This is a genomic window from Enterobacter sp. BNK-29, from assembly GCF_048684785.1.
Lineage (GTDB): Bacteria > Pseudomonadota > Gammaproteobacteria > Enterobacterales > Enterobacteriaceae > Enterobacter > Enterobacter cloacae_M.
Map to the genome: position 1 here is coordinate 886,840 of NZ_JBLQTU010000001.1, position 18,903 is coordinate 905,742.

At 60.9% G+C, this 18,903-nt stretch carries 15 protein-coding genes; 4 read left to right on the forward strand and 11 right to left on the reverse strand.

Annotated elements, in window-relative coordinates; genetic code table 11:
- Positions 1 to 10: 10 nt before the first annotated feature.
- From ACMGGX_RS04120 to ACMGGX_RS04155, 8 genes are all read right to left on the reverse strand, one after another.
- Positions 11 to 1,915 carry a bifunctional 5-dehydro-2-deoxygluconokinase/5-dehydro-2-deoxyphosphogluconate aldolase gene (locus ACMGGX_RS04120; protein WP_063440004.1) on the reverse strand — a complete coding sequence of 635 codons (1,905 nt, stop codon included), beginning with the start codon at positions 1,913 to 1,915 and terminating at the stop codon, positions 11 to 13.
- Positions 1,916 to 1,927: 12 nt separating this feature from the next.
- On the reverse strand, positions 1,928 to 3,061 hold the full coding sequence (locus tag ACMGGX_RS04125) for a Gfo/Idh/MocA family protein (protein WP_420298085.1): 1,134 nt from the start codon (positions 3,059 to 3,061) through the stop codon (positions 1,928 to 1,930).
- An 8-nt stretch (positions 3,062 to 3,069) separates the two neighbouring features.
- Positions 3,070 to 4,098, reverse strand: coding sequence for an ABC transporter permease (locus ACMGGX_RS04130; RefSeq protein ID WP_023308786.1), 1,029 nt, complete (start codon positions 4,096 to 4,098; stop codon positions 3,070 to 3,072).
- Between the two features lie 11 nt (positions 4,099 to 4,109).
- Entirely contained in the window at positions 4,110 to 5,657 is a 1,548-nt protein-coding gene (locus ACMGGX_RS04135; protein ID WP_023308787.1) for a sugar ABC transporter ATP-binding protein, read from the reverse strand.
- A gap of 48 nt (positions 5,658 to 5,705) precedes the next feature.
- A complete protein-coding gene (locus ACMGGX_RS04140) occupies positions 5,706 to 6,635 on the reverse strand; it encodes a sugar ABC transporter substrate-binding protein (protein ID WP_023333011.1) in 930 nt (309 codons plus the stop codon).
- 31 nt (positions 6,636 to 6,666) lie between these two features.
- Complete coding sequence (iolG, locus tag ACMGGX_RS04145) at positions 6,667 to 7,653, reverse strand: inositol 2-dehydrogenase (RefSeq protein WP_038417345.1); 987 nt, start codon at positions 7,651 to 7,653, stop codon at positions 6,667 to 6,669.
- A 304-nt stretch (positions 7,654 to 7,957) separates the two neighbouring features.
- On the reverse strand, positions 7,958 to 9,883 hold the full coding sequence (iolD, locus tag ACMGGX_RS04150; RefSeq protein WP_420298086.1) for a 3D-(3,5/4)-trihydroxycyclohexane-1,2-dione acylhydrolase (decyclizing): 1,926 nt from the start codon (positions 9,881 to 9,883) through the stop codon (positions 7,958 to 7,960).
- A gap of 11 nt (positions 9,884 to 9,894) precedes the next feature.
- Complete coding sequence (locus tag ACMGGX_RS04155; protein WP_181593638.1) at positions 9,895 to 11,400, reverse strand: CoA-acylating methylmalonate-semialdehyde dehydrogenase; 1,506 nt, start codon at positions 11,398 to 11,400, stop codon at positions 9,895 to 9,897.
- A 292-nt stretch (positions 11,401 to 11,692) separates the two neighbouring features.
- On the opposite strand from ACMGGX_RS04155, the gene ACMGGX_RS04160 reads away from it, so the two are divergent.
- Positions 11,693 to 12,523, forward strand: a complete 831-nt coding sequence (locus ACMGGX_RS04160; protein ID WP_008502123.1) for a MurR/RpiR family transcriptional regulator — start codon at positions 11,693 to 11,695, stop codon at positions 12,521 to 12,523.
- 57 nt (positions 12,524 to 12,580) lie between these two features.
- On the opposite strand, the gene guaA is transcribed toward ACMGGX_RS04160, so the two are convergent.
- Both guaA and guaB read right to left on the reverse strand, forming a co-directional pair.
- Positions 12,581 to 14,158 carry a glutamine-hydrolyzing GMP synthase gene (gene guaA / locus ACMGGX_RS04165; RefSeq protein ID WP_006811514.1) on the reverse strand — a complete coding sequence of 526 codons (1,578 nt, stop codon included), beginning with the start codon at positions 14,156 to 14,158 and terminating at the stop codon, positions 12,581 to 12,583.
- Positions 14,159 to 14,225: 67 nt separating this feature from the next.
- Positions 14,226 to 15,692 (reverse strand): IMP dehydrogenase, encoded by a 1,467-nt coding sequence (guaB, locus tag ACMGGX_RS04170; RefSeq protein WP_023333022.1) that lies wholly within the window; start codon positions 15,690 to 15,692, stop codon positions 14,226 to 14,228.
- A gap of 158 nt (positions 15,693 to 15,850) precedes the next feature.
- On the opposite strand from guaB, the gene xseA reads away from it, so the two are divergent.
- Genes xseA through ACMGGX_RS04185 form a run of 3 tightly spaced genes read left to right on the forward strand, consistent with a single transcriptional unit; the run spans position 15,851 to position 18,653 of the window.
- Positions 15,851 to 17,224: an exodeoxyribonuclease VII large subunit gene (gene xseA / locus ACMGGX_RS04175; RefSeq protein WP_420298087.1), complete on the forward strand. Its 1,374-nt coding sequence runs from the start codon at positions 15,851 to 15,853 to the stop codon at positions 17,222 to 17,224.
- 58 nt (positions 17,225 to 17,282) lie between these two features.
- Positions 17,283 to 18,302, forward strand: a complete 1,020-nt coding sequence (locus ACMGGX_RS04180; RefSeq protein ID WP_420298088.1) for a M4 family metallopeptidase — start codon at positions 17,283 to 17,285, stop codon at positions 18,300 to 18,302.
- The gene (locus ACMGGX_RS04185; RefSeq protein WP_006811517.1) at positions 18,303 to 18,653 is read left to right on the forward strand and encodes a protealysin inhibitor emfourin; all 351 of its coding nucleotides are present in this window, start codon (positions 18,303 to 18,305) and stop codon (positions 18,651 to 18,653) included.
- Here ACMGGX_RS04185 and ACMGGX_RS04190 read toward each other — a convergent pair.
- A complete protein-coding gene (locus ACMGGX_RS04190) occupies positions 18,650 to 18,871 on the reverse strand; it encodes a zinc ribbon domain-containing protein (RefSeq protein WP_181593641.1) in 222 nt (73 codons plus the stop codon). The two genes, ACMGGX_RS04185 and ACMGGX_RS04190, sit on opposite strands and share 4 nt — an antisense overlap.
- Between the last annotated feature and the right edge of the window lie 32 nt (positions 18,872 to 18,903).

Consider the following 18,903-nt stretch of genomic DNA (forward strand, 5'->3'; position numbering starts at 1 on the left):
GTCGTCTCCATTATGCGTGTCCGCGCTCGCGCCACCAGGCGATAAGCTGCAGGTAGTTGTCCCGGATGCGCGCTACCAGCTGCGCATCGTCAATATCGTGCTTCAGCCACGCGCGGGAGGCATCGCCAAACAGCGTGCGCCCCACGGCGAAGCCTTTCACTACCGTCTGCCCCGCTGCGGCCTTGAAGTCGGCGCGCAGCTGTTCCGCCGGGGCGTCCAGGCCGAGGATCACCACCCCGCGGCAGTGCGGGTCCCGGCGTTCGATAATCTCGCTCAGCGCCGTCCAGCCGTCGGCGGAGAGCGGCGGCAGCTTCCACCAGTCCGGGTAAATGCCGAGGTTGTAGAAGCGCGAGATGGCGCGCAGGTAGAGCTCGTCGCTGCGCGGCATGCTGGCGGGCAGGATCACCTCCAGCAGCAGCTCGTGCCCGGACCGGCAGCAGGCGTGGTACACCTCGGCGATTTTCTGCTCCTGCTCCAGGCGCAGGCCGTGAGCGTCTTCCGGATGGAAAAAGACCAGGCACTTCACCACGTGCTCCTGCGGCCAGCTGATAAGCTGGGTACCGATGTTGCCGTGCTCCATCTCCAGCGGCCGGGAGCCCGGCAGCTCGATGGGACGACCAATCCACCACCCTTCCCCGGTGATCGCGTTCAGCGCGTCCTGACCAAAGGTGCCGTCGCACAGCAGGCCGGCTTTGCCCTCCAGCCCGGCGCGGCTCGCCGCCTCGCGGCTGGCCTGGAGGATCAGCTGCTTCAGCGCCGGAATGCGCTTAAGCGACGCGCCGCACTGCATCGCCATATCCTCGAGCTGGCTGCGGTGGTCGAAGGCCATCACGCACAGCTCCGGCCATTCGCGGCGTCGGGTGGTCACCCGGTGGAGATGGTTAAGACGCGGGTCGAGATCCGGGCGCGGCACATCCGCAGCGCGGGAGAGATAGTCATCCAGCTCGATTTTGCTCGGCATCGCCGGGGCGCAGCCGTGGCGCGAGACCACCAGCGCGCCGCAGGCGTTGGCGTAGCGGCACGCCTGCTCCCAGCCCTCGTCGTTCAGGTAGCCGCGCAGTAGGCCGGACATAAACGCGTCCCCCGCCCCGAGGACGTTCAGCACCTCCACGCGCACCCCGGTCACCGTCAGACCGTCGTCCAGCCGGGACGGAATGGCGTCGGTATAGACCGAGCAGCCGAGCGCGCCGCGTTTGCAGACCAGCGCTGCGTCACTGACGGCGCGCACCTGCTCCAGCGCCTGGAGGGTATCCGTGCTGCCGCCCGCAATGTGAAACTCCTCTTCGGTGCCGACAATGACGTCGAAGAGGTGCAGAACCTCCTGCAGCTCGCGGGTGACCTTATCGGCGGCGATAAAGCGCGTTTCCCCGTCGCCTAAGGCGGTGAGCCCCCACAGCACCGGACGATAGTCGATGTCCAGCACCGTGCGCACGCCGTGACGGCGGGCATAGCCCAGCGCCGTCAGCACCGCCTCTCGGGTCTGCGGATGAGAAAGATGAGTCCCGGTGATGGCAAGACAACGTGCGGAGGCAATGTAGCTTTCGTCCACATCGCTGGCGGTAATCGCCATATCCGCGCAGTTATCGCGATAAAAAATCAGTGGAAAGGTGTCCCGGTCTTTAATGCCGAGGAGCACCAGCGCCGTGAGGCGTTGTTTATCGGTAATCAGATGGCTGGTATCGCAGCCCACCTGGTTGAGCTCTTCCCGCAGGAAGCGGCCCATATGTTCATCGCCGACGCGCGCCAGCATCGACGAACGTAAACCCTGACGCGCGGTGCCGTACGCCACGTTACCCGACGACCCGCCGAGATATTTGGCGAAGCTCGACGCGTCCTCCAGGCGGGCACCAATCTGCTGACTGTAGAGGTCTACCGCCACGCGGCCCATGCATATCACATCAAACTGCTTTTCCACGTTGATACCTCATCAGACAATGTCGTTCACGTTCAGCCAGCGGCCTTCCCGGTGCGAGAGTGCAATCGCGTCCAGCACGCGCGACACCTTCCAGCCCTCTTCGAAGTCCGGCCACATCGGCGCGTCGGCGGCAATCCCGTCCACCAGGTCGCGCACCTCCACCGTTTTTTGATCGTTAAAGCCAACCCCGTGGCCCGCGCCCATGCAGAACGCGGCGTAGTCCGGGTGCGCCGGGCCGACGAGCAAGGTGCGGAACCCCTGACGATTCACCGGATCGTCATGCAGATAGAGCTTCAGCTCGGCCATGCGCTCCTGGGTGAAGCTGATGGCGCCTTTCGTCCCGGTGATGACGTACGACAGCCCCATCTTGCGGCCGCAGGCAACGCGGGAGGTTTCAATAACCCCTTGCGCGCCGCCCGCGAATCGCACCATCGCGTGGGCCTGATCCTCGTTTTCGACGGCAATCATCTCTGACGATCCGGCCTTCGCCGGGCGCGCCGCGACCACGATCTTCAGGTCGCCGCAGACCTGCTCAATCTCCCCGACCAGGTACTGCGCCATGTTGACGATATGCGCCGCGAGGTCGCCCAGCGCCCCCAGCCCGGCGGTCTCTTTGAAGCAGTGCCAGTGAATGGGCGAAAGCGGGTCGGCCATATAGTCTTCGTTGTGGGTGCCGTAGAAGTGGATCACCTCGCCAATCTCGCCGCGGGCGATAATCTCCTTCGCCAGCTGCGCCGTCGGGTTCTTCATGTAGTTGAACCCCACCAGCGTTTTCACCCCGGCCCGCTTCGCGGCGTCGACCATCTCGCGCGCGTCGTGGGCGTTAAGAGCCAGCGGCTTCTCCGAATAGACGTGCTTGCCGTGGCGGATCGCCTCCAGCGCCATCTCCTTATGCAGGTGGTTGGGTGAACAAATATCCACCACGTCAATGGCCGGGTCGGCCACCAGCGCCCGCCAGTCCCCGGTGGAGCGGTTGAAGCCAAACGCCCGCGCGCGCTCTGCCGCCAGTTCCGGCGTGACTTCCGCCACCATCTCGCGCACCAGCCTGCCGCGCAGGTTGAACACCGTCGGGGCCTGGGCATAGGCAATGGCGTGCGCCTTGCCGATATACCCGGTGCCAATTAATCCAATACGAACCTCTTTCATCGTGATCCTCACAGTGCGCCGCGACGGCTTTTGGCATAGGTGTCAAACGCCACCGCCAGAACGATAATTAATCCGGTGATAATCTGCTGGTAATAGGCCGAGACGTTCATCAGCACCAGGCCGTTAATCAGAATGCCCATGATGATGGAGCCGATAATGGTGCCGCCGATGCGCCCGTAGCCGCCCATCAGCGAGGTGCCGCCGATCACCACCGAGGCGATGACGCGCAGTTCAAAGGAGATCCCGGCCACCGCCTCGGCGCTCCCCAGACGCGCGCTCAGGATGAAGCCCGCCAGCCCCGCCAGACAGCCGATCAGCACGTAGACGCTGACCAGCACGCGCTTGACGTTCACCCCCGCCAGGCGCGCCGCCTCCGGGTTACCGCCGATGGCGTAGACGAAGCGGCCCCAGCGGGTTTTATGCAGCGCCAGATAGCCGCCGAGGGCGACGATGGCGAAGATCCAGATCGGAATGGAGATGCCGAGCAGCTCCCCGCGCCCCCACCAGCGGTAGCCAGGGTCGAAACCGGCGATCGGCGCGCCGTCGTTAATCACCAGCGTCAGGCCGCGCCAGATGGTCATCCCGCCGAGGGTGACGATGAACGGCGGCAGGCGCAGGCGGGTGACGCCCAGACCGTGCAGGAAGCCAATCGCCGTACCCATCGCCAGACAAATTCCCAGTCCGATCAGCCAGCTCATGCCGCCCCAGGCGTTCGGGTCGACGGTGGTGAAGTTGTCGCCCTTGATCACGTACGCCGCGGTCATGGCGCACACCGCCAGAATGGAGCCCACGGAGAGGTCGATCCCGGCGGTCAGAATGACGAAGGTCATCCCCACGGCCATGATCCCGTAGATAGACACTTCGGTCAGGATGTTGAAAATATTGCGTTCAGAGAAAAAGTTGCTGTTCTGCGACTGGAAGAAGATCAGCAGCAGGATCATGAAAATCAGCACCCCGAAGCGCTCGAAGAAGGCGATGGGATCGATGCGTCCGGCGCGTTTGACCGGGGCCTGCGTTTTAGAAATCATCTGCGTCATGAGAAACTCCGTTATGCCGCGTTCAGGGCGTTGTGGTTGATGGCCATCATCGTCATCAGCCGTTCTTCGTTAGCGTCGTCACCGTGGATCTCGCCGGTCACCCGGCCTTCGCTGAGGGTGATGATCCGGTCGGACACCGCCATCACTTCAGGCAGATCGGAGGAGATCACGATCACCGCCACGCCCTTTTTCGCCATGTCAAACAGCACCTGGTGCACTTCCGATTTGGTCCCCACGTCGATGCCGCGCGTCGGCTCATCAACGATCAGCACCCGCGGGTTGAGCGCCATGCAGCGCGCGAGGATCACCTTTTGCTGGTTGCCGCCGGAGAGCTTGCGCACCTCCTGCGCGCTGTTGACCATTTTGATCTGCAGCGCCTTGCGGTAGGACTCAATCAGATCGTCCTCTTTGCGGGTGTTTACGAACCAGCGCCACTGCAGCAGCGAGGAGAGGCAGGAGAGCGACAGGTTGTCGCGAATCGACAGCCCCAGAACTGCCCCCTCTTTTTTGCGATCTTCCGGCACCAGCGCCACGCCCTGATCGAGGGCATACAGCGGGTCGCGCGGCTGATACGGCACGCCGTCCAGCTCAAAGCTGCCCGAGGTAAACGCATCAGCGCCAAACAGGCAGCGGGCCACTTCGGTACGTCCCGCGCCCACCAGCCCGGCAATGCCCAGAACTTCCCCGGCGTGGACGTGGAAGCTGATGTCGTGCAGGGCGATGCCGTGCGGATCCAGCGGCGGCTTTTCGCGGCTCAGCCCCTTTACCGCCAGGCGGACGGGTTTGTCCTCATGATGGGTTTCGCTGGCGGGGCGACGGTTAAAGGCCACGTCGCGTCCGACCATCAGGCGGATCAGCTGTTCGACGTTGGTCTCCGCCACCGCGCCGGTGCCGGTGAAGCGGCCGTCCTGGAAAACGGTAAAGCGATCGCAGAGCTGGAAAACTTCGTGCAGACGGTGGGTAACGTAAATAATGCTCACGCCGCGGTTTTTAAGCTCCCGCACCACGCGGTGCAGGCTTTCCACCTCGCTGTCGCTCAGCGCGGCGGAAGGTTCGTCCATGATGATTAACCGGGCGTTGAGGGTCAGCGCCCGGGCGATCTCCACCATCTGCTGCTGGGCAACGCTCAGGCGGGCGACAGGCGTGGTCGGCGCAACGTTCAGCTGGAGGTAATCGAGAATGACCTGCGCCTCCTGGTTGACCGCCCTTTCGTCGACGATCAGGTTACGCCTGCGCGGCTCGCGCCCGAGAAACATGTTTTCCGCGACGGTCATGTTGGGCAGCAGGTTGAACTCCTGATAGATGGTGATAATGCCCTTGTTCTGGCGTTCCACCGGAGAGTCGTCCACCGGCAGCGTTTCGCCGTTGAACCAGATATCCCCGCGCGTTTGCGGCTGCGCGCCCGCGAGCGCCTTCAGCAGCGTGGATTTCCCCGCCCCGTTTTCCCCCAGCAGGGCGTGAATTTCGCCGCTGCCGACGGTCAGCTGAGCGCTGCTCAGCGCCCAGACGCCGGAAAAGCTTTTTGCCAGGTCGGTCACTTTCAGTAAGGGTTGCGACATCAGTCTGCTCCTCCTCATGATGAGCCGCCAGAGGCGGCTCGGGACATATTAGTTACCGGCCTCACCGATACGCTCAGCCTGCTGCAGGTTCTCTTTGGTGATCAGCGTCGGCGGATAGTCGGCCCCGGTAATGGCTTTCTTCTCGCGCACGTTGGCCACCAGCTGGCTCATCGCCGTCTGCACCGCAAAGCCCGGACGCTGATCCGCCGTTACCGCCAGCCAGCCGTCGCGCACGCGGGCCAGCGCTTCCGGCACCGCATCAAACCCGGTCACGAGGATTTCGCCCGGCTTCACGCCCTGGCTCTGCAGCGCTTCAATCGCGCCCAGCGCCATATCGTCGTTGGCGGAGAGGATCACCTGCGGACGTTTCGGCAGCGAAGGGAGAACGCTTTCAACGATGCGCATCCCTTCAGAACGCATCCAGTTGCCGGTCTGATCGGCGACGATCTTGTACTTATCCCCGCCCGCCTTCAGGCTGTCGCGGATCCCTTTGGTGCGTTCAATGTTGGAAGAGGAGCCCGGCTGGCCGGTGAGGAGAATGATGTCCGCGCCGTTAGGGAATTTGGTTTTAACGAAGTCGCCAACCGCCTGGCCGCCCTTGTAGTTGTTGGCGCCAAAGTGCGGCACTTTCTTCTGGCTGTCGACGGAGCGGTCAAGGGTGACGATCGGCAGCTTTGCATCCTGAATTTCATCCACCGCGCTGGAGACCGCGTTCACGTCGTTCGGGGAGACGATAAAGCCCTGCGCCCCGCGGGTGATGGCGTTTTCCAGGTCAGCAACCTGCTTCGGCGAGCTGCCCTGTCCGTCCAGCACCTGAAGCTTCACGCCCATCTCTTTTGCGGCTTTCACCGCCGTGCGCTGCATGTGAACTTCAAACGGCATGGCCAGGTTTGGCGTACTGAAAACAATTTGCTCGTTTTCGGCGAGGGCGGCCCCGGACGTCATGGCGATGAGGGCGGCTACGATCAGTTTTTTCATTATTATGTCTCTCTGTGTAGGGTTGTTGTGTTTAGAGGACGATCTCGCGCTGGCTGCGCAGTGACTCCAGCGCTTTATCCGCAAGGTACAGCGCACGTTCACCATCATCGCCGCTGCAGTCAGGCACCGCTTCGCCGCGCAGGACCGCAACAAAGTGTTCCCATTCCGCGGCGTAAGCGGATTTGTAGCGCTGCAGGAAGAAGTGTTCCGGCAGCGCGCTGGTGCAACCCTGTTTGCCGTAGTGCTGCACCTGGTTTTCAAGAATGTTGCCCGCGCACAGCAGCCCTTCGGAGCCGTGCAGCTCCAGGCGCTGGTCGTAGCCGTAAGATGAACGGCGGCTGTTGACGATGGTCGCCATCGCGCCGGAGGCGTATTTCAGAACGATAAACGCGGTATCGATATCCCCCGCCTCGCCAATCGCCGGATCCACCAGGTTGCTGCCCTGGGCATACACCGACACCGGCTCTTCGCCCATGATGAAGCGGGCCATGTCAAAGTCGTGAATGGTCATATCGCGGAACATGCCGCCGGAGACGCGCACGTACTCCGCAGGCGGCGGAGACGGGTCGCGGGAAATGATCAGCAGCGATTCCGGTTTGCCGATGCGTCCGGCCTGCGCATCGGTTTTCACGCGGCGAAACTGCGGGTCAAAGCGGCGGTTGAAGCCGATGAACAGCGGCACGTCGTACTCTTTGACCACCTTCAGGCAGTCGCGCACGCGGGCGAGGTCAAGGTGTACCGGCTTTTCGCAGAAGATGGCCTTGCCGTGGCGGGCGGCCATTTCAATCAGATCCGCGTGGGTATCGGTGGCGGAGGCGATCAGCACGGCGTGAACGTTAGGATCGGTCATCGCCTCGTTCAGGCTCTGCTGGCGGGCCTGATACTGCGCGGCGAGACGGGTGGCAAATTCCTGATTCGGGTCAACCACGGACCAGAGCGTGGTCGCGCCGTGGCTGGCGATGTTAGCTGCATGTACCTGGCCAATTCGGCCAGCGCCCAGTAAAGCAATGTTAAACATAACGGCTCCCGGTGTTGGTGAATGCTGTGAACTAACGACCCTATAAATAAAACATTTATTTCATTTTTATAAATAGTGAAAATTATGTTTTTGAGTGCGGGTTAACACTTTTGAGATGAATGAGATAAATTTTGTTATCAATCTCACAACATAGATGAACGTGCGGCAACTCCCCTCACCCCGGCCCTCTCCCTCAGGGAGAGGGAGTAAAAAACCACACCGAGCCGTCCCCTCTCCCTGTGGGAGAGGGTTAGGGTGAGGGGAAAACAAAAATGAAATGAAAATTTCGTTACGGCAGGAAAACTCAATACTGACGGGCTTTTTTCACCTGCGCCTGCGTTTGCTCGGCGGCTTCACGCACGGTAGACGACGCCGCCACCTGCGCATCACCGGTTCGCCACCACGAGGCGTAATCGTGGGTCATGGTCTTCGGCAGCACCTTGATGTCCAGCAGCGTCGGGCCGGGATGCGCCCGCGACGCCTCCAGCGCCGCCAGCAGGCTTTGCTCATCGTTCACCCGCCACGCGCAGCAGCCGTAGCTTTCCGCGTTTTGCGCAAAGTCGACCTTCACCAGCGGCCCGTCAAGCCGCCCGGTTTCCGGGTTGCGCCGACGGTTTTCCGTGCCAAAGCTGCCCATACCGTGCCCCATCTGCAGGTTGTTAATGCAGCCGAAGCTGGCATTATCAAACAGCAGAACGGTGATCTTAATGCCCTCCTGAACGGCGGTTTGCAGCTCGGAGTGCAGCATCATGTAGGAGCCATCCCCCACCATGGCGTACACCGGCAGTTCGGGTCTGGCGAGCTTCGCGCCGAGGGCCGCCGCAATCTCGTAGCCCATGCAGGAGTAGCCGTACTCCAGGTGATAGCTGTCCGGCGTCTTGACCTGCCAGAGACGCTGTAAATCGCCCGGCAGCGAACCGGCCGCGCCCACCACGATGGCGTTATCTTCAGTATGCTGGTTGATCAGCCCCAGCACCCGCGTCTGGGTCAGGCGGGTGTTGAGCGTCTCGCCGTATTCCGCCAGCTGCGCGTCCATGTGCCCTGCCACTTCGGGCGCGTCGTCAGGGCGCCACTGGCGATCCCACAGGCGGCGGCATTCGTCGCGCCAGGCGGACTTCACCTCGGCTATCGCCTCTCCCCAGCCGCTGCGGTAATCCCCGAGCGCGTGGGTCAATGCCTGGAGCCCGGTTTGGGCATCGGCAATCAGCGCGGTCGCGTCCAGCTTCAGGGCGTCAAACTCGGCCACGTTCAGCAGCAGGAATTCGACGTCCGGGTGGGAAAAGAGCGCCTTGGAGCCGGTGGTAAAGTCGGTGAGGCGCGTGCCGATGCCAATCACTAAATCCGTCTGCGGCGCAAGCTGGTTGGCGGCCATTCCCCCCGTCACTCCTACGCCGCCCAGGTTAAGTGGGTGGTCACTTACCAGCGCCCCCTTTCCGGCCTGGGTTTCGGCAAACGGCAGCCGCAGCGTCTCGACAAATTCGCGAAACGCCTCATGCGCGCCGGAATAGCGCACGCCGCCGCCGCACACCACCAGCGGACGACGCTTGCGGGCGATCAGCGCCCGCGCCTGCGCCAGACGCTGCGGGTCAGGCGGACGGCGCTCAATATGGTGCACGCGACGCGCGAAGAAGCTCAGCGGGTAGTCCCAGGCCTCTCCCTGAACGTCCTGCGGCAGGCAGATGGTCACCGCGCCGGTATTGGCGGGGTCAGTAAGCGTTCGCATCGCGCTTAGCATGGCGCTCATCAGCTGCTCGGGGCGGTTGATGCGGTCCCAGTAGCGGGAGACCGGACGGAAGCAGTCGTTGGTGCTGATGCTGAGATCGTGATACTGCTCGATCTGCTGCAGCACCGGGTCCGGCTGGCGGCTGGCGTAGATATCGCCCGGCAGCAGCAGCAGCGGGATGCGGTTTGCCGTGGCGGTGGCCGCCGCCGTGACCATATTGGCGGCGCCCGGCCCGACGGAGGAGGTGACGGCAAAAATGCGCTGACGGCGGTGCTGTTTGGCGAATCCCGTCGCCATATGGGCAATGCCCTGCTCGTTGCAGCCCTGCATGATGTGAAGATGACCGGGGTCCTGCTCCAGCGCCTGACCGATACCGAGCACGTTGCCGTGACCAAATATGGTGGCGACGCCCTCCACGAAGGGCGTTTCGTCACCGTCCACGCTGACGTACTGTTGATTAAGGAACCGGACCAGCGCCTGGGCCATGGTCATACGTTCGGTTTGCATAAAACCTCCTGTCAGCCCAGCGTTGGCATAGAGAACGCAGCGCCTGTCTCCTGCTGCATTTCCGGCCAGCGCGCGGTGATGGTTTTCATTCGGGTGTAGAAGCGCACGCCGTCGCTGCCGTGGACGTTGAGCGCGCCAAAGATGGAACGCTTCCAGCCGCCGAAGCTGTGGAACGCCATCGGCACCGGGATCGGCACGTTGACCCCCACCATACCCGCCAGCACCTCTTCGCAGAAGCGGCGCGCGCAGCCGCCGTCGCGGGTGAAGATCGCCGAACCATTACCATATTCATGGCGGTTAATCAGATCCACCGCGCTGGCGTAATCTGCTACGCGCACCACAGAAAGCACCGGGCCAAAAATCTCTTCTTTATAGATGGTCATCTCCGGGGTGACGTTATCGAACAGCGTCGGCCCGACGAAGTAGCCCTGCTCGTGGCCCTTCACGCTGAAGCCGCGACCGTCCACGCGAAGCTTCGCCCCCTGCGCTTCCCCGCTGTCGATGTAGCCCAGCACCTTGCTGCGGTGCGCGGAGGAGATGAGGGGCCCCATTTCGTTTTCCGGCGACTGGTCCAGGCCCGGCCCGACGCGCAGCGCGGCAATCTGTTTTTCCAGCCGGGCGCAGAGGTCATCGGCAGTTTTATCCCCCACCGCCAGCACCACCGAGAGCGCCATGCAGCGTTCGCCCGCCGCGCCGTAGGCCGCGCCCATGATGGCGTTGGTCGCCATCTTCATGTCGGCATCCGGCATGAGAATGCAGTGGTTTTTCGCGCCGCCCAGCGCCTGACAGCGCTTACCGTGGGCAGATGCGGTCTGGTAAATATATTCCGCAATCGGCGTGGAGCCGACAAAGCTCACCGCCTGCACGCGCGGGTCGGTCAGGAGCACGTCAACGGATTCTTTATCGCCCTGCACCACGTTGAACACGCCGTCCGGCAGGCCGGCCTCTTTCAGCAGCTGCGCCAGCGCGAGCGCCAGGGAAGGATCTTTTTCCGACGGTTTCAGCACGAAGGTGTTGCCGGTCGCCAGCGCAATCGGGAACATCCACATAGGCACCATCGCCGGGAAGTTAAACGGCGTGATCCCGGCGCAGACGCCGAGCGGCTGCATCAGCGAGTGGCTGTCGACGCCCGTGCCGACGTTCGCAGAGTGTTCACCCTTTTGCAGATGCGGGATGCCGCAGGCAAATTCCACCACCTCCAGGCCGCGGGTCAGTTCGCCCACCGCGTCGGAGAAGACCTTGCCGTGCTCTTCGCTGATGAGGCGGGCCAGGCGCTCCATGTTCTCTTCCAGCAGCGCCTTGAAGCGGAACATCACGCGCGCGCGCTTCAGCGGAGCATGACGCGCCCACGCCGGAAACGCCTGCTGCGCGGCGGCAATCGCCTGCTCCGTTTCCTGCGCCGTACTCATCACCACCTGGCGGATCTGCTCGCCCGTGGCCGGGTTGAAGATCGCCTGAACGCGCTGGCCTGAACCGGTGACACATTCGCCGTGAATAAAATTCGCTACCGTCTCCATCCTTAACCTCTCGCTGTTGATACGTGACTGTTACCTGAACACTGTGTACTGAACACTATATATGAAACAAATATTCCATTTTAAGTTGAAATAAAATAAATGATGATTATTGTGATCAAGGATGGATTTTTATGTTAACAGCTAACAACACTGGCGCAGCGTGCGCTATTAAGGAATTTCGGGCGAGGAAATGACTGAAGTTTCTGTTTCATTTTTGCTGCCAGATGGATGGCCGACATTTAAAAGACGCGGTTTTGCGTTTAGAATCATAAGACTGTATTTGGGGGATAAGATGACGACAGCAACCAGCCTGAACGAACTGCAGCAGCAAATCCGCGATCGCTACGATAGCCTGAGCAAGAGGCTGCAGCAGGTCTCCCGCTACGTGCTGGATAACACCAACAGCGTGGCCTTTGATACGGTTGCCGTCATTGCCGAGCGCGCCGACGTGCCGCCCTCGACGCTGATCCGCTTTGCCAACGCCTTTGACTTCACCGGCTTCAACGAAATGAAACAGCTGTTTCGCATGAACCTGGTGGAGGAGACCGCCAGCTACAGCGACCGCGCCCGGCTGTTCCGCGAAATGGAGAGCGAGGCCGTGCCGGAAACGCCGCTCGATATTCTGCAGGAGTTCGCCCGCTCGAACGCGCAGGCGCTGCAGCAGCTGGCCGCCCGCGCCGAACCGGAAATGCTGGAGCGCGCGGTACAGCTATTGGCCGACGCCGACACCATCTACATCGCCGGACTGCGCCGCTCCTTTAGCGTCGCGGCCTACCTCACCTACGCCCTGAGCCATCTGGAGTGCCGCCCTATCCTGCTCGACGGCATGGGCGGCATGCTGCGCGAGCAGATCAGCCGCATTAAGGCGCGCGACATTGTAGTGTCGATCAGCTTCTCGCCGTACGCGGAAGAGACGGTGATGGTCAGCGAAACCGCCGCCAGCGTCGGCGCGCGGCAGATCGTGATTACGGACAGCCAGATTAGCCCGCTGGCGACGTTCAGCGATCTCTGCTTTGTGGTGAAAGAGGCGCAGGTGGATGCGTTTCGCTCGCAGTCGGCGACGCTGTGCCTGGTGCAGTCGCTGGTGGTGGCACTGGCGTATCGGTTGGGTGAGGGGAAGTAAGGCAATAAAAAAACCCCCTGCACAGGCAGAGGGTTTTGGTGTTAATTCAGCGGGGAATTATTCCCACTCAATCGTAGCCGGTGGCTTACCGCTGATGTCATACACCACGCGGGAAATCCCGTTCACTTCGTTGATGATGCGGTTAGACACGCGGCCCAGGAAGTCATACGGCAGGTGTGCCCAGTGCGCGGTCATGAAGTCGATGGTTTCCACCGCACGCAGGGAAACAACCCAGTCGTACTTGCGGCCATCGCCCATCACACCAACGGAGCGAACCGGCAGGAACACGGTGAACGCCTGACTTACCTTGTTGTACAGGTCAGCTTTGTGCAGCTCTTCGATGAAGATCGCGTCCGCGCGACGCAGCAGGTCGCAGTACTCTTTCTTCACTTCGCCCAGCACGCGCACGCCCAGACCCGGACCCGGGAACGGGTGACGGTAGAGCATGTCGTACGGCAGCCCCAGTTCCAGACCGATCTTACGCACTTCGTCTTTGAACAGCTCGCGCAGCGGTTCAACCAGGCCCATCTTCATCTCTTTCGGCAGGCCGCCCACGTTGTGGTGAGATTTGATGACGTGTGCTTTACCGGTTGCGGAAGCCGCGGACTCGATCACGTCAGGGTAGATGGTGCCCTGCGCCAGCCACTTCACGTCTTCCAGCTTCAGCGCTTCTTCGTCGAACACTTCAACGAACACGCGGCCGATGATCTTACGTTTGGCTTCCGGATCGTTCTCGCCTTTCAGCGCGTCCAGGAAGCGCTGCTCGCCTTCCACGTGAACGATGTTCAGACCGAAGTGGTCGCCGAACATGTCCATGACCTGCTGGGCTTCGTTCAGACGCAGCAGACCGTTGTCCACGAAGACGCAGGTCAGGTTTTTGCCGATGGCGCGGTGCAGCAGCATCGCGGTCACGGAGGAGTCCACGCCGCCGGAGAGGCCGAGGATCACTTTGTCATCGCCAACCTGCTGGCGGATACGCTCAACGGCGTCGTCGATGATTTTTGCCGGGGTCCACAGAGCTTCACACTGGCAGATGTCACGCACGAAGCGCTCCAGCATGCGCATACCCTGACGGGTGTGGGTCACTTCCGGGTGGAACTGCACGCCGTAGAAGCGTTTTTCTTCGTTCGCCATGATGGCGAATGGGCAGCTTTCGGTGCTGGCAACGGTCACGAAGTCAGACGGGATGGCGGTCACTTTGTCGCCGTGGCTCATCCACACGTCCAGCAGCGGCTTGCCGTCTGCGGTCAGGGAGTCTTCGATACCGCGCACCAGCGCGCTGTCGGTGACGACTTCTACCTGTGCGTAGCCAAACTCGCGCTCGTTAGAGCCTTCTACATGGCCGCCCAGCTGCATTGCCATGGTCTGCATACCGTAGCAAACGCCGAATACCGGCACGCCAGCTTCGAACACGTACTGCGGCGCGCGCGGGCTGTTCTCTTCGGTGGTACTTTCCGGGCCGCCGGACAGGATGATGCCGCTTGGATTGAATTCGCGAATCTGTGCTTCCGTGACATCCCACGCCCACAGTTCACAGTAAACGCCCAGTTCACGTACGCGACGCGCCACCAGCTGAGTGTACTGAGAACCGAAGTCCAGAATGAGAATGCGATGTTTATGAATGTTTTCCGTCATTGACGCTAATTCCGAGGCAAGTGAAACAAAAACAGAGCGCCCGGCAGAAGCCGGGCGCGGAAACTTATCAGGAGCCCAGACGGTAGTTCGGGGACTCTTTGGTGATCGTCACGTCGTGAACGTGGCTCTCCTGGATACCCGCACCGCTGATGCGTACAAATTCCGCTTTAGTACGCAGCAGGTCAATGGTACCACAGCCGGTCAGACCCATACAGGAGCGCAGGCCGCCCATCTGCTGGTGAATGATCTCTTTCAGACGGCCTTTATAGGCTACGCGACCTTCGATACCTTCCGGCACCAGTTTGTCTGCGGCGTTATCGGTCTGGAAGTAACGGTCAGAGGAGCCTTTGGACATCGCGCCCAGGGAGCCCATGCCGCGGTAAGATTTGTAAGAACGGCCCTGGTAGAGTTCGATTTCACCCGGGGATTCTTCGGTACCGGCCAGCATGGAGCCTACCATCACGGCAGCGGCACCCGCGGCGATCGCTTTGGCGATGTCGCCAGAGAAGCGGATACCGCCGTCAGCGATAACCGGAATACCGGTACCTTCCAGCGCTTCAACCGCGTCAGACACCGCGGTGATCTGCGGAACGCCCACGCCGGTGACGATACGGGTAGTACAGATGGAGCCAGGGCCGATACCCACTTTCACCGCGCTGCAGCCAGCGTCGGCCAGCGCGCGAGCGCCTGCGCCGGTGGCCACGTTACCGCCGATGATCTGCAGGTCAGGGTATTTAGCACGGGTGTCGCGAATACGCTGCAGAACGCCTTCGGAGTGGCCGTGAGAGGAGTCAATCAGCAGGACGTCAACGCCCGCAGCAACCAGCGCGTCAACGCGCTCTTCGTTACCGGCACCTGCGCCAACCGCAGCGCCGACGCGCAGACGGCCATGCTCGTCTTTACAGGCGTTAGGCTTACGTTCTGCTTTCTGGAAATCTTTAACGGTGATCATGCCGCGCAGGTGGAAGCTGCTGTCAACAACCAGCGCTTTTTCAACGCGTTTTTCGTGCATTTTTGCCAGCACCACGTCGCGGGTTTCACCTTCGCGAACGGTAACCAGACGCTCTTTTGGCGTCATGTAGACGCTAACAGGCTGGTTCAGGTCAGTCACGAAACGCACGTCACGACCGGTGATAATACCGACCAGTTCGTTCTCTTCGGTCACAACCGGGTAACCGGCGAAGCCGTTACGTTCGGTCAGGGCTTTCACTTCGTGCAGCGTGGTGGTTGGCAGAACGGTCTGTGGGTCAGACACGATGCCGGATTCATGTTTCTTCACGCGGCGAACTTCTTCGGCCTGACGTTCGATAGACATGTTTTTGTGAATAAAGCCAATGCCACCTTCCTGTGCCAGGGCGATAGCCAGGCGCGCTTCAGTCACGGTGTCCATTGCCGCAGAGAGCATAGGAATGTTCAGGCGAATGGTTTTCGTCAACTGCGTGCTGAGATCGGCAGTATTCGGCAGAACAGTGGAGTGAGCGGGAACGAGGAGGACGTCGTCAAACGTCAGTGCTTCTTTAGCGATACGTAGCATGGGCAATATCTCTGACCTGGGTGGTTAAATATTGCCGTGGCATTATACAGAGCGTAACCGATTGCATCTACACTTTTTTATAAAAAAGCTTGCGATTGCCTCTCAGCAGGTTACTATCGACTGAATAACTTGCTGATTTAGAATTTGATCCCGCTCACATGTTATCCTCTCAATCCCCCTCAATTTATACCGTCAGCCGCCTTAATCAGACGGTGCGTTTGCTGCTTGAGCAGGAAATGGGGCAGGTCTGGATCAGCGGTGAGATCTCAAACTTCACGCAGCCGTCCTCCGGACACTGGTACTTTACATTAAAAGACGACACCGCCCAGGTGCGCTGCGCGATGTTCCGCAACAGCAACCGTCGCGTGACGTTTCGTCCTCAGCACGGCCAGCAGGTTCTGGTTCGCGCCAATATCACCCTGTATGAGCCGCGCGGCGATTATCAGATTATCGTCGAGAGCATGCAGCCCGCGGGCGAAGGCCTGCTGCAGCAGAAGTATGAACAGCTAAAAGCCAGACTCTCTGCAGAGGGGCTGTTCGACCAGCAGTTCAAAAAACCGCTGCCCTCACCCGCCCACTGCGTTGGGGTCATCACCTCGAAAACCGGTGCGGCACTGCACGATATTTTGCACGTGCTGAAGCGTCGCGACCCTTCCCTGCCCGTCATCATCTATCCGACCGCCGTTCAGGGTGACGATGCACCGGAACAGATAGTTCGCGCCATTGAGCTGGCGAACGCCCGTCAGGAGTGCGACGTATTAATCGTTGGGCGCGGCGGCGGCTCGCTGGAAGACCTGTGGAGCTTTAACGACGAGCGCGTGGCGCGGGCAATCTTTGCAAGTATTATCCCCGTGGTGAGCGCCGTCGGCCACGAAACGGACGTAACGATAGCCGATTTTGTGGCGGATCTGCGTGCGCCTACCCCGTCCGCGGCGGCAGAGGTGGTCAGCCGCAACCAGCTGGAGCTGCTGCGTCAGATCCAGAACGGCCAGCAGCGTCTTGAGATGGCGATGGACTACTTCCTTGCCAACCGTACCCGCCGCTTTACCCAGCTTCATCATCGACTTCAGCAGCAGCACCCGCAGCTGCGTCTGGCGCGCCAGCAGACCGTGCTGGAGCGTCTGCGTCAGCGCATGAACGTTGCGGTGGACGCGCAGCTTAAGCGCGCGGTATCGCGCCAGCAGCACGTGACGCAGCGCCTGAACCAGCAAAACCCGCAGCCGAAAATTTATCGCGCGCAAACGCGGATCCAACAGCTGGAGTATCGTCTGGCGGAGACAATCCGGGCGCGGCTGAGCACCACCCGCGAACGTTTTGGCAATGCGGTGACCCATCTTGAAGCCGTCAGCCCCCTCTCCACGCTGGCGCGCGGCTATAGCGTGACGACGGCGACGGACGGGAAAGTGCTGAAGCAGACCAAACAGGTGAACGCCGGCGATGTGCTGACGACGCGTCTTTCAGACGGCTGGGTTGAAAGCGAAGTGAAATCAATTAAACCGGTGAAAAAGACGCGTCAGCGTAAAACCGGATAATTCTTCGCCGGTTACTTACTATACTGCTGCTATTCCCTTTTTTAATAAGGAGAGCAGCATGCCCCATCTTCATAGCGTTATTCCCCCTTATATTCTTCGTCGTATTATCGAAAGCGGTTCCGAGCCGCAGCAGCGCTGCGCCCGTCAGACGTTAACCCACGTCCAGACGCTGATGGCCCACATGCCCGGCAAACCCGCCGCGCCCCACGTGAATAAAGCCGGACAGCTGGAGCGCGATATTTACGACGCGAAGCAAACCCAGGAGCTGCCGGGTACGCAGGTGCGTTACGAAGGCCAGCCGTCGAACGGCGATGTGGCGGTGGATGAAGCCTACGATTATTTGGGTATTACCCATGATTTCTTCTGGAAAGAATATCAGCGTGATTCGCTCGATAATAAAGGGCTTATTTTGACCGGCACCGTGCATTACGGCCGGGAATATCAGAACGCCTTCTGGAACGGGCAGCAGATGGTATTTGGCGACGGCGACGGGGAAATATTTAACCGCTTTACCATCGCCATCGACGTGGTAGCGCACGAGCTGAGCCACGGCGTGACCGAGACCGAAGCCGGGCTTATCTATTTTGAACAGTCGGGCGCGCTGAACGAGTCTTTGTCTGACGTGTTTGGTTCGCTGGTCAAACAGTACCATCTGAAGCAAACCGCCGATAAAGCAGACTGGCTCATTGGTGAAGGGTTGCTGGCGAAAGGGATTAACGGCAAAGGGCTGCGCTCAATGTCTGAACCCGGTACCGCCTATGACGATCCCCTGCTCGGCAAAGACCCGCAGCCTGCGCACATGAAAGATTTCATTAAAACGCGCGAGGATAACGGCGGCGTGCATCTGAACTCCGGCATCCCCAACCGGGCATTTTATCTGGCCGCGACGGCGATCGGCGGCTACGCCTGGGAAAAAGCGGGTTATGCCTGGTACGACACGGTTTGCGATCGCAAACTGGCGCAGGATGCGGATTTTGAGGCCTTCGCAAAACTGACGATCGCGCACGGAGAGAAACGCTCCGGCGCCGACGCTGGTGCGGCCATTAAACAAGCCTGGGAACAGGTGGGAGTGTTGTAAATGCAGGTTCCGGAACTGACGGATGACGCCGTGGTTGAGCTGGCCCGGGAAGGCGGCGTCGCTTTTATTCCCAAGCTGAGCGGACAGCGCACCATCGCGCTCTCCTCGCTCAATGAGGCCCAGCGCCAGCGTCTGGTGAGCATCCTGGAGCAGGCTTTTCCACGCGGCCAGCCGCCCGGGCAAGCCTCTTCACCCGGCAGCGGCGACCAGCGCTATTTCCGCATCCAGATTATCTGGACCGGGCAAAATCAGGCGCACTACGCCGATATCATCGTGCTGGTGCCCGAGCAGGAAGCGCCCGAGTCGCTGGTCGAGCTGTGGCAGAAAGGCGAAGGCTGCGTCTGCGATTAACCTTCGGCCCGAACAAACTCCACGCGTTTTTTAGAGATCAGGCCGTGGCCGTTCTGGCAGAAATAGTCCACCGCCCCGCAGGCCTTTAATACCTGGAGTGGCTGATGGCACTCCGGGCAGCGGGCTTCAAGCGCAATATCTTTATTACAGCTGTCGCAGTGCGCTATCCCGTTCTGGGGCTCCAGCGGTGCGTGGCAATCCGGGCAGGTAATCGACATATTCTCTCCTGTTGGGTTTTACCGGGGCATAA

Bases quoted from the DNA above. Each gene is read 5' to 3' on its own strand.
- ACMGGX_RS04155 (WP_181593638.1), bottom strand. From the start codon at position 11,400: ATGGAGACGGTAGCGAATTTTATTCACGGCGAATGTGTCACCGGTTCA.
- guaB (WP_023333022.1), bottom strand. From the start codon at position 15,692: ATGCTACGTATCGCTAAAGAAGCACTGACGTTTGACGACGTCCTCCTC.
- xseA (WP_420298087.1), top strand. From the start codon at position 15,851: ATGTTATCCTCTCAATCCCCCTCAATTTATACCGTCAGCCGCCTTAAT.
- ACMGGX_RS04185 (WP_006811517.1), top strand. From the start codon at position 18,303: ATGCAGGTTCCGGAACTGACGGATGACGCCGTGGTTGAGCTGGCCCGG.
- ACMGGX_RS04160 (WP_008502123.1), top strand. From the start codon at position 11,693: ATGACGACAGCAACCAGCCTGAACGAACTGCAGCAGCAAATCCGCGAT.
- ACMGGX_RS04140 (WP_023333011.1), bottom strand. From the start codon at position 6,635: ATGAAAAAACTGATCGTAGCCGCCCTCATCGCCATGACGTCCGGGGCC.
- ACMGGX_RS04180 (WP_420298088.1), top strand. From the start codon at position 17,283: ATGCCCCATCTTCATAGCGTTATTCCCCCTTATATTCTTCGTCGTATT.
- ACMGGX_RS04125 (WP_420298085.1), bottom strand. From the start codon at position 3,061: ATGAAAGAGGTTCGTATTGGATTAATTGGCACCGGGTATATCGGCAAG.
- guaA (WP_006811514.1), bottom strand. From the start codon at position 14,158: ATGACGGAAAACATTCATAAACATCGCATTCTCATTCTGGACTTCGGT.
- iolD (WP_420298086.1), bottom strand. From the start codon at position 9,883: ATGCAAACCGAACGTATGACCATGGCCCAGGCGCTGGTCCGGTTCCTT.
- ACMGGX_RS04135 (WP_023308787.1), bottom strand. From the start codon at position 5,657: ATGTCGCAACCCTTACTGAAAGTGACCGACCTGGCAAAAAGCTTTTCC.
- ACMGGX_RS04130 (WP_023308786.1), bottom strand. From the start codon at position 4,098: ATGACGCAGATGATTTCTAAAACGCAGGCCCCGGTCAAACGCGCCGGA.
- ACMGGX_RS04190 (WP_181593641.1), bottom strand. From the start codon at position 18,871: ATGTCGATTACCTGCCCGGATTGCCACGCACCGCTGGAGCCCCAGAAC.
- iolG (WP_038417345.1), bottom strand. From the start codon at position 7,653: ATGTTTAACATTGCTTTACTGGGCGCTGGCCGAATTGGCCAGGTACAT.